The 12,641-nt window shown below is 67.2% G+C and carries 11 protein-coding genes; 2 read left to right on the forward strand and 9 right to left on the reverse strand.

The window, feature by feature from the left end; all coding sequences use genetic code 11:
* Positions 1–86 precede the first annotated feature (86 nt).
* The 6 genes from rpoS to ACFPQ5_RS14750 all read right to left on the reverse strand — a co-directional run bounded on the left by rpoS (position 87) and on the right by ACFPQ5_RS14750 (position 7,268).
* Positions 87–1,124: an RNA polymerase sigma factor RpoS gene (gene rpoS, locus ACFPQ5_RS14725; RefSeq protein ID WP_379756944.1), complete on the reverse strand. Its 1,038-nt coding sequence runs from the start codon at positions 1,122–1,124 to the stop codon at positions 87–89.
* Positions 1,125–1,243: 119 nt separating this feature from the next.
* Entirely contained in the window at positions 1,244–2,167 is a 924-nt protein-coding gene (locus tag ACFPQ5_RS14730) for a peptidoglycan DD-metalloendopeptidase family protein (protein ID WP_379756947.1), read from the reverse strand.
* A 51-nt stretch (positions 2,168–2,218) separates the two neighbouring features.
* Complete coding sequence (locus ACFPQ5_RS14735; protein ID WP_379756950.1) at positions 2,219–3,094, reverse strand: protein-L-isoaspartate(D-aspartate) O-methyltransferase; 876 nt, start codon at positions 3,092–3,094, stop codon at positions 2,219–2,221.
* Positions 3,091–3,828, reverse strand: coding sequence for a 5'/3'-nucleotidase SurE (gene surE, locus ACFPQ5_RS14740; RefSeq protein ID WP_379756953.1), 738 nt, complete (start codon positions 3,826–3,828; stop codon positions 3,091–3,093). Before surE ends, ACFPQ5_RS14735 begins: the two co-directional genes overlap by 4 nt.
* Positions 3,829–3,975: 147 nt before the next feature.
* Positions 3,976–6,651 carry a tetratricopeptide repeat protein gene (locus ACFPQ5_RS14745; RefSeq protein WP_379756956.1) on the reverse strand — a complete coding sequence of 892 codons (2,676 nt, stop codon included), beginning with the start codon at positions 6,649–6,651 and terminating at the stop codon, positions 3,976–3,978.
* Between the two features lie 8 nt (positions 6,652–6,659).
* Positions 6,660–7,268 carry a toll/interleukin-1 receptor domain-containing protein gene (locus ACFPQ5_RS14750; protein ID WP_379756959.1) on the reverse strand — a complete coding sequence of 203 codons (609 nt, stop codon included), beginning with the start codon at positions 7,266–7,268 and terminating at the stop codon, positions 6,660–6,662.
* 171 nt (positions 7,269–7,439) lie between these two features.
* On the opposite strand from ACFPQ5_RS14750, the gene ACFPQ5_RS14755 reads away from it, so the two are divergent.
* The gene (locus tag ACFPQ5_RS14755) at positions 7,440–8,414 is read left to right on the forward strand and encodes an NADPH:quinone oxidoreductase family protein (RefSeq protein ID WP_379756962.1); all 975 of its coding nucleotides are present in this window, start codon (positions 7,440–7,442) and stop codon (positions 8,412–8,414) included.
* Between the two features lie 150 nt (positions 8,415–8,564).
* Here ACFPQ5_RS14755 and ACFPQ5_RS14760 read toward each other — a convergent pair whose 3' ends face one another.
* On the reverse strand, positions 8,565–10,592 hold the full coding sequence (locus ACFPQ5_RS14760; RefSeq protein WP_379756965.1) for an ATP-dependent DNA helicase: 2,028 nt from the start codon (positions 10,590–10,592) through the stop codon (positions 8,565–8,567).
* A 37-nt stretch (positions 10,593–10,629) separates the two neighbouring features.
* Positions 10,630–10,830 (reverse strand): YdcH family protein, encoded by a 201-nt coding sequence (locus ACFPQ5_RS14765; RefSeq protein WP_056333185.1) that lies wholly within the window; start codon positions 10,828–10,830, stop codon positions 10,630–10,632.
* Positions 10,831–11,007: 177 nt separating this feature from the next.
* Here ACFPQ5_RS14765 and ACFPQ5_RS14770 point away from each other — a divergent pair, with 177 nt between their 5' ends.
* Entirely contained in the window at positions 11,008–11,805 is a 798-nt protein-coding gene (locus ACFPQ5_RS14770; RefSeq protein WP_379756968.1) for a PP2C family protein-serine/threonine phosphatase, read from the forward strand.
* Positions 11,806–11,941: 136 nt separating this feature from the next.
* Here the strand turns inward: ACFPQ5_RS14770 and ACFPQ5_RS14775 are convergent, their stop codons facing one another.
* Positions 11,942–12,634 carry a hypothetical protein gene (locus tag ACFPQ5_RS14775; RefSeq protein ID WP_379756971.1) on the reverse strand — a complete coding sequence of 231 codons (693 nt, stop codon included), beginning with the start codon at positions 12,632–12,634 and terminating at the stop codon, positions 11,942–11,944.
* Positions 12,635–12,641: the final 7 nt, after the last annotated feature.

Below are 12,641 nucleotides of genomic sequence, written 5' to 3' on the forward strand. Positions count from 1 at the left end.
CGGCGAATCCGCGCGGACCTAAAGAATGAGGAATAGTGGGTGGCGTGCCGATTACATGGCACGAAGCAAGCCGAAAATCCGCGGAATCATAGCAAGGAATCGCGCACGACGCCACGGGCCGCCATCGCCCGCTTCAGCTTGACCAGCGCCTCCTGCTGGATCTGGCGCACCCGCTCGCGCGTCACGCCCATCTCCTCGGCCAGGGTCTCGAGCGTGGCCGGATCGTCGTTATCGAGGCCGAAGCGGCGCATCACGACCAGGCGCTGCTTCTCCGGCAGGCGCGTCAGCCAGTCGCGCACCAGTTCCGTCATTTCGTGCTGTTCGGCGCGCGCGTCGGGCGCGTCGTCGAGCTCGCCCGGCAGCATGTCCATCAGGCTGGAACCGGGATCGTTGTCGAGCGGGGCATCGAGCGAAGCCGCGTGCTCGGACAGGGCCAGGATGTCCTGCACCTCTTCCGGCGGCCGCCCGACCAGGCTGGCAATGTCCTCGACGCTGGCATCCTTGCCGTCATGGTGCTGGGCTTCCAGGTGGTATTTGGCGCGCAGCACGGCGTTCAGTTCGCGCACCATGTGCACCGGCAGGCGCACCGTCCGCGCCTGGTTCATGATGGCGCGCTCGATGCTCTGGCGAATCCACCAGGTGGCGTAGGTGGAAAAGCGGAAACCGCGCTCCGGCTCGAACTTGTCGATGGCGCGCATCAGGCCGATGTTGCCCTCCTCGATCAGGTCGAGCAGGACCACGCCGCGGTTGATGTAGTGCTTGGCGATCGAGACGACGAGCCGCAGGTTGTGCTCGATCATCTTCTGGCGGGCCTCGAAATCGCCCGCCTTGGCCAGGGTCGCGTAATGCGATTCCTGCTGGGCCGACAGGAGCGGCCGCGTGCCGATCTGGTTCAGGTAGTGCTGGGTGGTATCGGTCGAGAGCTCGGCCGCCAGCACCTTCTTGAGTTCGTCGACGCTGTCGACCTCGGCGGCGGCGCCGGGCAGCAGCGGCTCGGCGTCGGCGCCGTCGCGTCCCGCTTCGGCGCCGAAACCCGACGCGCCTTCGCCGTCCAGTTCGTCAGGCAGTTCGTCCGATTGGTTATCAGATGCGTCTTTGTCCTGGGAGTGCGGCGGCAGCGTCATTGGCCCTCTCTACGAGCGTGTGAAAAAACTCGCCATGGCGGCGTTGCATCGTCTCGCCGTACCCGCGTACTGTCTTCGACGATGCGCCTTGCCCTGACGATTTTTTTCACACGCTTCCCCTAGCGGCTGGGCAGGAACCTCGACGGATCGACCGGTTTGCCCTGCTGGCGAATCTCGAAATGCAGCTTCACCGTCTCGGCGTCGGAATCGCCCATTTCGGCGATCACTTGCCCTTTTGCCACGTTATCGCCTTCTTTGACGACGATCGCGCGGTTATGGGCATAGGCCGACAGCAAGCTGTTGCTGTGTTTGACGATGACGAGGTTACCATAACCTCGGATGCCGCTACCAGCGTACATTACTTTGCCGGCGCCCGCCGCCATGACTTGCTGTCCGGCGCGGCCCGCGATATCGATGCCCTTGCTCTTGCCTTCGTCGAAGGTGGCGATGATGCGCCCGTCCGACGGCCACATCCAGCTCAGTTTCTCGTCGTCGGTCGCGGTGACGGTGCTGCCCACGCGCGAACCGGCTGCGGCCACGGCGACGGCCGGCGCCGGTGCCGCCGCGGCGGCGACGGTCTCGGCGCGTTCGCCGGCCTTGTCGCTGCGCGCGTCGGCGGTGTCCTCGTAGGCCTTCTTGTCGGCGCGCGGCGCGGTCTTGCGCGGCACCGCGGGACGGCTGTCCGGCGGCATCGGCACCGGCGTCGTCACGACCGTCGTGCTGCTGGCCTGGCGCTCGTTCGGCGCCACGCGCAGCACTTGCCCGACTTTGATGTCGTCCGGGTCGGCCAGGTTGTTCCAGGCGACCAGGTCGCGGTAGCTCTGGCCATGGTCGAAAGCGATGCGCAGCAGGGTGTCGCCGCGGCGCACGGTATAGGTGCCCTTGGCATCCTGCGGCGCTTCGCGCACGGGCGCCGGACGTGCCTTGGCGGTGGAGGAACCGACCGGACGCTCGATGACCGGCGCCTGGCGGGAGGTGGTGTTACAGCCGGCAACCAGGCCGAGCGTGAGAGTCAATAGGACTAAGCGGGGTGTTTGTTTCATTCTCATCAAATATTCTTACTTGCTATGCAGCCAGAACGGAACCGGCCGGAATCAGACGGTGCCGGGGCGCAAAGGCACGAAATGGCAGGATTCCAGGGTTTCGCTGACCCATTCCGACTTGCCGGTACGGGTGATCCGCTGCAGGTGTTGAACCTGGCCGCCGACCGGGGCCACCAGGCGCGCGCCGATGGCGAGCTGTTCGAGCAGGGCACGCGGCACTTCCATCCCGGCCGCGGCGAGGATGATACCGTCGAATGGCGCAACTTGCGCGAGCCCGAGCATACCATCTCCGTAGTGCAAGCGCAGGTTGGACAGGCGCAAGGGCCGCAAATTGGCCTTGGCCAGCTCGTGCAGCGGCTTGATGCGCTCGATCGAATACACCTCGGTCGCGACGCGCGCCAGTACCGCGGCCTGGTAGCCGCAGCCGGTGCCGATTTCGAGCACGCGGTGCAATTGCCGGCCGTCGCTCATGGCTTCGATCATCCTGGCCACGATGTACGGCTGGGAAATGGTCTGGTGGTGGCCGATCGGCAGCGAGGCGTCGATATACGCCTGGCTCGACAGCGCCGGCTCGACGAACAGGTGGCGCGGCACGGCGGCCAGCGCGGCCAGCACCAGATGGTCGCGCACGCCCTGGCTTGCCACCCGTGCCACCATGGCGCGGCGGATCGCCTCGGTCGCCATCAGGTCCGAGCGCTGGGCGGCCGGTGCGCTCTGGGTGGCCGGCGCAGCATAACCGGGCAGCTTGGGTCCTGGCTGCGGCGCTTTCGGCGGCTGGGCGCCGCCGACGGCGTGCGCGGCATTGCGGGTCGCGGTCTGGGGCGTGGCGATCGGCGCCGGGGTCGCCGGTTTGCGCGCGGCGCCGCCGCCCGTCACCGAGGACAGCGGCAGCGGGAAGGTGCTGCCGCTTTTGTTCCGCTCGTTCATGCCAGCCCCTGCTTCAGCATGGCGAGCTGGGACTGGTGCGTCAGGTCGATCTGCAGCGGCGTGATCGAGACCATTCCGTTCTGGGTGGCGTGGAAATCCGTGCCCTCGCTGGCATCGCGGCAGGCGCCGGGTGCGCCGATCCAGAAAATCTCGCGCCCGCGCGGATCCTGCGAGCGGATCACCGGCTCAGCCTGGTGGCGGCGGCCGAGGCGGGTCGGGGTCAGCGGACCCATTGCCTCATAAGGCAGGTTCGGGATATTCACGTTCAGCAGGAAGGGCGACGGCAGCATGTCGAACTTGCGCAGCACCACCTCGCGCGCGACGCGGGCGGCGGCATCGAGGTGTTCCCAGCCGTGATGCACCTGGGAGAATGCGATCGCCGGGATGCCGAACAGGTAGGCTTCGGTTGCCGCTGCGACTGTGCCGGAATACAGGGTGTCGTCGCCCATGTTCTGGCCGTTATTGATGCCGGAAACGACCAGGTCGGGCAAGGCGTCGCCCATGCCGGTCAGTGCGATGTGCACGCAATCGGTCGGGGTGCCGTTGACGAAATAGAAACCATTGGCCGCGCGGTTGACCGTCAGCGGACGGTCGAGCGACAAGGAGTTCGACGCGCCCGAGCGGTTGCTGTCGGGGGCGACCACGATGATTTCGGCGATGCTCGTCAAGGCTTCCGCCAGGGCGTTAATACCAGGGGCGAGATAGCCGTCGTCATTACTGATAAGAATTCGCATCCAGCGATTTTACCTGAAGCAACGCTTTGAACACGCATTCGGGGCAGATAAATTCTGCCCTGCGGGGCGGCATAGAGGCATGGCGGCGTTGCCCGGAAACGACGCCATGCCCCGTTCTTGCCAGCTTGTCAGCGCCCCGGCGCCGCCTCAGCGTAGTGCCAGCGGGCGTCCGCCGGATGCTTCGATCAACGCCCCTTCCAGCAATGCCACCTCGTCCTCGGCAAAGGCCAGCAGCGCATCCTTGTCGTTGTCATCCTGATAAACCTGTTTGATCAGCGCCACCCCGCGCCGCCGCAGCGCCTGCGACACGGTCGGGCGCAGGATGAGGTCGCGCAGGCTGTCGGCAAGCTGCCGCGCTTCCCTGCCCCGTCCGCCCTCGACCAGCTTGTGCAGCTGCCCGAGCTTGTGTTCGATCGGCTCCTGCGCTGCCGGAACCGGCCCGGCGCCGAGGCCGGCCGCACGCATGCCTCCTGCCCTGGCGCCGGGGAGGATCGGGCTCGGGAGTCCGGCAGGCAAGCCAGCAGGGGAAGCGTCGCGCGGCGAAGCGTCGCCCGGCGAAGCGTCGCCCGGCGCATCATAGGGCCCGGCGGACATCGCCCGCAGCTGCAGCAGGCGGTTGCCGCCCTCCTCCACGCTCTGTTCGAGGCGGCGCGCAGCCACCTTGTTGCCCTGGCTCGACAGGGTCTGGGCCAGCATCTGCTTGCTGCGCAGGGTTTCGTGGTCGTCCATGCCGCGCAGGCGCTCGTGCAGGCTCACCACGTGCTGCTGCAGGCGCCGCGCCTCCTCGAGTTCGCCCTGCTGGCTCAGCGTCGAGGCCAGGCGCAGCAGGACCCCGAGGGTGTCGGGATGCTCGGAACCGAGGCGCTGCTCGCGCGCCATGGCGAGCGACTGCTGCATGTCGCGTACCGCGCCGAGGTCGCCCTGGGCCGCGAAGATCTCGGCCAGCGCCTCGCGCGCCTGCAGGGTTGCGCCGGCATCCGGCCCGGCCTGGCGTTCGCGCACCCGCACCACGCTTTCCTGCAGCTTGCGCGCGTTGCCGAGGTCGCCCATGTCGCGCAGCAGCGTTGCCAGTTGCTGGGTGCAGCGCAGCGTGTCCTCGTGTTCGGTGCCGAGCACGCGCTGGCGCCCCTCCAGCACGCGCTCGTAGAGCATGCGCGCGCGCGAATACTCGCCCTGCAGGGCCAGGGTGCGGGCCTGCGCGGCGACGGCGTCGAAGGTGGCGATGTGCTCGGGACCGTAGAGGCGCTCGCAGGCGTCGAGCACGGCGTCGTGCAGCTGCATCGCCTGCCCGAACTCGTCCAGGCGCGCGAGCGTGGCGGCCAGGCCGGCGCGCGCGGCCAGGGTTTCCGGATGGTCGGGACCGGCGGCGCCCGTGCAGTGTTCGAGCAGCGCCTCGTATTGCTGGCGCGCTTCGCGCAGGCGGCCGCTGTCGCGCAGCACGGCCGCCAGCGCGGCGCGGCTGGCGCGGGTATCCGGATGGCCGTCGCCGAGCAGGTGCTGGCGCAGCGTGGTGCTTTCGGCGAAGCAGTCGCAGGCACTGCCCGTGCGTCCGGCGTGCAGGTGGTGTTCGCCCAGGCGCAGCAGTTCGCGCGCCAGCAGCACCCCGTTCGGATCGAAGGCGTCCGGCGCGCCCTCCTGGCGGGCGCCGCCGGCAAGGCGCATGCGCGCGGCCTCGACGGCGTCGAGCAGCGCGATCTCGGCGCGCGACTGCCACGGGAAGCGTCCCGCCGCCATCCACCCCAGCAGGGATTCGATCGCGCGGGTTTGCGACAGGCGGTCGCCATCGCGCTCGGGCAAGGCGCCGAGGTGCTGGGCCGCGCCGCTGGCCAGTGCGCCGTGCAGCTGGACTTCGTCGAGGTAGCTGTCGAGCGAGAGCTGCGACAGGCCGTAGCAGCCGCGCAGCAGCTGTTCCAGGCGCGGCTGGTAGCCGGCGATGCCGCGCTGCGGATCGCCGCGCCGCCACAGCTGGCGCCGCTCGGCATCGACGCCGTCGACGCCGCAGGGCACCGGATACACCAGCAGCGAACGCTGGGCCTCCTCGTGGCTGCAGCGGTAGTCGATGGCGCGGGTGACGACGCCGGCCAGCCCTTCCAGGCTGCGCCCGTTCGGCGTGAACAGGCCGACCAGGCGGTCCGGCAGCAGGGTCGTGCAGACGCTCACCGCCGCCGAACGCCCGCCGCGGCAATCGATCAGCACGTGCCGGAAGTGGCGCGTGAGGTGGGCGGCGAAAGCGCGGTACAGGGCCGGACAGGCGGCGAACAGGCCGTCCCAGTCCATGCGGTCGGCGCGCTCGCCGAAGCTGTCGTCGAAGCAGCCGGCGCGCATCAGGTACAAGGTGCGGCTTTGATCCACGCGTTCGACATAGGCTTCCCAGTCGATCGCTTCCAGCACCAGGCGGGCGCGCTCCTCGTGGTCGCCGCCGCCGGTGCGCCCCAGGGCCTTCAACTGTTCGCGGCAGGCCTCGAAGTATTCGAGCAGGCCCGGACGCTGCGCCTCCGCGCGCGGCGCCTCGAAGCGCGCGCCCTCGTGGCGGTGCGGGACGCCGCGGCCGGCGCGCGCCGGCGCACCTGCGCGGTCGTCGGCGCGCGCATGCTCGTCTCTTGCGTAGCGCTCGTCGCGCATCGGGAACAGATGGTGCAGGCCGGGCGCTTCGGTGTCCCAGTCGATCATCAGGACCGGCGTCGTCGCATTCTGGCGGCTGGCAAGCAGCACCGCGCTGTCGGCCAGCGCGATGCTGCGCGCGGCGCCGCTCTCGAAGGAATAGAAGGTGGTGACTTCGCCGGGACCGCCGATCGGCGGCAGCGTCAAACGGTTGATTTCCATGGAGCTCCTCATTTTTTTGGGAAGGTGAGATCCGGGACGGCACGCCACTCGGGTGGGACATCGGGGAGCACGAATTGGTTGCAGTCATGCCCGGGAGGCATGTACATTTTCTGGTACTGATAGTGCGTGGCGATCCGCTTCACCATCTTGCCGATGTCGGGCAGAAAATCCGGGTTCGATTTCAGGTCGGGCGTGGCCATCGTGAAATGCGAGAAATCCACATAGAAGCTCGAGGACGCGATCTGCGGCGGCAGGCGGTCCGGGTGCTGGGTCATGATGACCGGAATGATCAGGTGGCTGGGCAGCGTGTACCACTGGCTGCGCTCGGCCTCGATCCGGCGCATGGCCTCGTATTCGCGCCGCGTATAGGCGTGCGCTTCGTATTTGGGCGTGTAGATCAGGACCATGCACACGCTCTCGCACATCGCGCGCGCGATCTTGCTGTCGAGATCGTCCCCGCCGCCGAGCTGCTCGGTGTCCACGAAGAGTTCGTCCTCCGTGTCGAAATAGGGCTCGAGATAGCAGTGCAGCGCATCCGCCAGCGCGGTCTTGAAGCGCTGCATCAACGCATGTTTTCCGTGGGCGTAGCTGAAGAAGCAGCCGTACCGAATCGCCATTGCCATTCCCCTCGTCAATGCGCTCGCCGGCCCGCATGCGCATCCACCACTCTAGCGTCGCGATCCCTCATCATTTTGCGGGTGCACAAACGTGCCCGCCTCGCGGTCCGATTGCCAGCATTTGAATTCCGTGAGGCATAATCGTGTTCAAAACCAACAGAAGGAGATGACATGAAAGCGATCGTATGCAAGGCTTGGGGCCCGCCCGACAGCCTCGAGTTGCAAGACTTGCCCGACCTGGTGCCCGGACCGGGCGACGTCGCCGTCGACGTGCGCGCGGCCGGGGTCAATTTCCCGGACGTGCTCACCGTGCAGGGCAAGTACCAGGTCAAACCGCCGCTGCCCTTCACGCCCGGCAATGAATTTGCCGGCGTCGTGCGCGCGGTCGGCGAAGGAGTGAAAGGGTTCGCGGTCGGCGACCGCGTGATCGGCTTTACCCAGACCGGCGCCTTTGCCCAGCAGGCGATCGCGCCGGCCGCCGTCCTGATGCCCATGCCGCCCGGCATGGACTTCGACACCGCCGCAGCCATCACCCTCACCTACGGCACCTCGCACCACGCGGTAGTCGACCGCGGCCAGCTGCAGGCCGGCGAGACCATGCTGGTGCTGGGCGCGGCCGGCGGCGTCGGCCTGGCGGCGATCGAGATCGGCAAGGCCCTGGGCGCACGCGTGATCGCGGCCGCGTCCAGCCCGGAAAAGCTGGAAGTCTGCCGCCAGCATGGCGCGGACATGCTGATCGACTACACGAAGGAAGATTTACGCGAGGCGCTCAAGGCGGCAACTGGTGGCAAGGGGCCGGATGTGATCTACGATCCGGTCGGCGGGCCGTACAGCGAGCCGGCGCTGCGCTCGATCGCCTATCGCGGGCGCCACCTGGTGGTCGGCTTCGCGGCCGGTGATATTCCGAAGCTGCCGTGGAACCTGATGCTGCTGAAGAGCGCGTCGGTGGTCGGCGTGTTCTGGGGCGACTTTGCGCGCCGCGAGCCGCAGAAGAATCTGGCGGCGATGCGCGAGATGCTGGGCTGGATGGCTGAGGGGAAGTTGAAGCCGCTGGTGTCGAAGCGTTATGCGCTGGGGGAGACGGCGCAGGCCCTGAACGACATGGCCGAGCGCAAGGTAACCGGAAAAGTCGTCATCGTCCCTTAATACCTGCCGGGGGGACGTAAGGTGGGCGGCTTTGCCGCCCACGCGGTGATCGATAACAGCTCCGCTATCGCGCCGGATGATCTTGCTGATAACTATCACCGCGTGGGCGGGGAACCCGCCCACCCTACGTGTATATATCAAGCCAAGCGATTATTCCGCTGCCGGCTTGAAGAAGGCGAGAACTTCTTCCTGCACCCTGGTCCGCTTGAACGGCGGCAAACTCTGCCAGATCCGCCGCCCATACGGCTTGCTGATCAGGCGCGGATCGCAAATCATCAGCACCCCACGGTCATCGACGTCGCGGATCAAGCGCCCGGCGCCCTGCTTCAGCGTGATGATCGCTTCCGGCAACTGATGGTGCATGAAGCCGTTCATGCCCTGCTTTTCCATCACCTCGATGCGTGCCGCGAGCACCGGATCGTCCGGCGGGGCGAAAGGCAGCTTGTCGATGATTACGAGCGACAAGGCATCGCCGCGCACGTCCACGCCTTCCCAGAAACTCTGGCTGCCCACCAGCACCGCATTGCCGGCATTGCGGAAGGAGTCGAGCAGTTCGGTACGGCCGCGCTCGCCCTGCACGAACAGGGGGAAGTCCAGGCCCCGCTCGGCAAATTCCGTGCGCAGGCGCTCGGCCACGCGGTTCACGGCGCGAATCGTCGTGCACAGGAAGAAGGTGCGTCCGCCGGCCGCTTCGATCACGGGCAGCGCGCAGTCGACCACCGCATCCGTGTAGCCCATCGAGTTCGGCTCCGGCAAACCGGTCGGCACGTAGAGCACGCCCTGCTCGCCATAGTTGAACGGGCTCGGCCAGGTGCGCGCCGGCTCGCCGGTGAGACCCATCTGGTCGGAGAAATGCTTGAAATCGTTCTTCACCGCCAGCGTTGCCGAAGTAAAAATCCAGCTGCGCGGCGTGCCTTCGCGCTGGTTCTGGAAGATCGGCGCGATCGACAGCGGGGTCTTGTGCAATTGAAGCGAAGAATTGAAGGCCTCGACCCACAGCACCGCCTGCTCGCTTTCGGGGACCTTGGCTTTTGGATCGGACTTCCAGGCGTCATAGGCAGCCTTCAACTCGACCGCGCGCACGCGGCAGGCTTCCAGGGTTTCGGCGCGCTCGGCCTGCTCTTCGAGCACGTCGATAAGGCCGTCGAGCTCTTCCTTGAGCTTGTCGAGCGCGGGGAAGAAGCTGGAGGTCGGCGGCACCTGCGGCAGCGACATGCGCGTGCCGCCTTCCGGGAAGGTCAGGCGCAGGTCGCGCGCGGCCTTTTCCACGACAGTCACGACCTTGGCCCAGTCCGGACCGCCGCGCGCATGGGCCAAGCCCTCGGCCAGCACGTCGCGGCACAATTCCAGCACCTGGGAGGTCGAAACCGACTGGCCGAAGAACAGGGTCGCGGTATCGGGCAGCTGGTGCGCCTCGTCGAAAATGACGGTATTGGCCGAAGGCAGCAGCTCGGCCACGCCGGTGTCCTTCAGCGCCACGTCGGCGAAGAACAGGTGGTGGTTGACCACGACCACGTCCGCCTGCTGGGCTTCCCTCCTCGCCTTCATTACGAAGCAGTCCTGGTAGTACTGGCACTCGGCGCCCATGCAGGTATCGCGCGTGGACGTCACCAGGTTCCAGACCGAGGCATTTTCCGGCACCTTGGCCAGCTCGGCCTTGTCGCCGGAATTGCTCATCTTGATGAAGCGCGAGATCTCGCGCAGGTGGCCGACGTCGTCGCGCGAGGTCAGGCGGCCGTTCTGCAGCGTGCGTTCCAGGTGGAAGTGGCAGACGTAGTTCGAGCGGCCTTTGAGCAACGCGACCGACACCGGCGCCTTGAGGGCCTGGCGGATGGTCGGGATGTCGCGCAGGAACAGCTGGTCCTGCAGGTTCTTGGTGCCGGTCGAGACGATGGTCTTGCCGCCCCAGAGCAGCGCCGGCACCAGGTAGGCGAAGGTCTTGCCCGTACCGGTGCCGGCCTCGGCCATCAGGACTTGCTGGCCGTCGATCGCGCTGGCGATGGCCTTGGCCATCTCGGTCTGCGAGGTGCGCGGCTTGAAGGTGCCGACGGCGGGCGCGAGCGGGCCGCCGATCCCGAACAGGCGGTCGAGCTCGGCATCGTACTTGCCGGCCGGCTCAGGGGAATAGTCGGCTGGCGCGCCGTCGGCAGCGCCGGGCACAGGTAAATGATCGGTCAAAATGGGCGCGCTTCTCAAATGCGGAAGCTGAAGACGATCAGGCCGGCACGTCCGGCACGAGTTGCATCTTCAGCAAGGTGATATGGTCTTTCAGCTGCAGTTTACGCTTTTTCAGGCGGCGCAACTGGAGCTGGTCGGCATGGCCGTCCGCGGTCAGCATGGCAATGACTGCGTCCAGGTCGCGGTGTTCGACGTCGAGTTCAATAATGCGGCGCTGGATGTCTTGGACATCGGTCATGATGGCGGTTCCAAACGAGTTTTTCAACAGGCGGGGCGGTGGCGGACCGCGGGGAGCGCGGTGCCGGCGTGTTCCTTACGGCTTGCAACACGGTGGCATCTCGGTGCATAGTTTAATCCAGAGCGACGTTGCCGCCAACAAAGATTGGCTCTCAAGCCACGGAAAGCATCAAAGTTTATGAATCTCTTCAAGATCGAGGCGGGAACCGCACAACACATCGGCAACCGTCCGCGCCAGAACGACCGCGTCGCCGTATTGACAGGCGCGCGTGCCCCCGGCCACGTGCTGGCGCTGCTGTCGGACGGCATCAACGGCCCGGCAGGCGCCGAACAGGTGTTGCATACGGCCCAGCAGGTGTTCGACAGTTTCAAGCCGGGCGACACGCCCAATCCCGAGCGCCTGGCCCAGCTGCTGCGCGACATCGTGCAAGAGACCCATCTCGTCATCAAGATGAATGCGGTCACCACCGGCGAGGAAGCGCACGCCAGCTTCGTCGGCCTGCTGCTCTCCCCGCACGGCGAGGCGGTCTGGGCCCACGTCGGCGACTCGCGCCTGTACCGCTTCGAGAACGGCGAGCCGGTCATGCGTACCAACGACAACGCCTACATCGAGCACCTGGTGTCCACCGACAAGCTGGCGCTGGACGCCGCGCGCAACCACCGCCGCTCGAAGCTGCTGCTCAATGTGCTGGGCAATAGCCGCAAGGAACCCTACGTCACCGTGGGCTGGCAGATGGGAATGGCGCCGGGCGACCAGTTCCTGCTCTGCTCGGATGGGCTGTGGCATTTCTTTACCGACACGGAGCTGGGGGCGGCGCTGGCCAGGTCGACGCCGAGGCAGGCGTCGGAGATGCTGATCAATAAGGCGGCGGAGCGGTCCCAGGGCAAGGGCGGGAATTGCTCGATGGTGATTGTGAAGCTGGTGAAGGCCTTGCCGGAGGGTGTGGGGGTGTTTGGCACCCCGGCGCAGAGTTAAGCGCCGGGCGGCAAATGCCGGTGGCGGTCGGGGTATGCAACAGTACGACCGCGTGGGGCGGAGCGGGGAATTCGGACAGCATGCTGTCCGCCCGCGGAGCGCTCTGCCCGTGAGGGCAGAGCATGCCCACCCTACCTCAGCGAACCGGTACGGCAGCTTTTTCCGCTGCTTCGGCTTTCTCTTTCTCGGCCTTCTGCGCGGCGCGCTTGGCCTCGCGTTCGGCCTTGCGCTGGGCGACTTCGCGCTGGCGCTCTTCGGACTTGCGGCGGCGCTCCTCGAAGGCGGCGACATTCGCGGCGCGGGCGGCGGCGTTTGCCGGTTCCGCCGCGGCTTCCTGGGCGGCGCGGGCGTCGCGTTTGGCGATGCGGTCCGGCACGCTCGAGCGGCGCGGCGGCGGCACCGGGGCGATCGTCTTCGGCGCCGGGGCCGGCTGGGCGCCCGTCGCGGCTTCCTCGGCCTGGAACCTGGCCTCGGCTTCGGCGATCGCCTTGTCGCGCTCCTCGACCGTGTGTTTGCGCTTGAAGTATTCGGCTTCGACCTCGATCGCGCGCTGGGCCGCCAGCGCCACGCGGCGGCGTTCCTTGGCTTCGTCGAGGCAGCTGTTCACGAAGAACTTGTCGTAGCAGACCGCTTCGCGCGCGGCATAACGTGCTTCGATCGCGCTGCGTTCGAGCGCCACCGCGGCCAGGCGCTCGTCGGCCTGGGCCACCGACGTGGTCGGCGTGACGGCCGTGCTGACCGGCGCCTGTTGCTGGCTTGCGCAGGCGGTGAGCAGGACGGCCACGAGAGCGGCCCCGGCATGGCGCAGGATGGCGTGTGCTGGTGTCATCTTTTTC

It is taken from the genome of Massilia suwonensis (genome assembly GCF_042655665.1).
GTDB lineage: Bacteria > Pseudomonadota > Gammaproteobacteria > Burkholderiales > Burkholderiaceae_D > Telluria > Telluria suwonensis.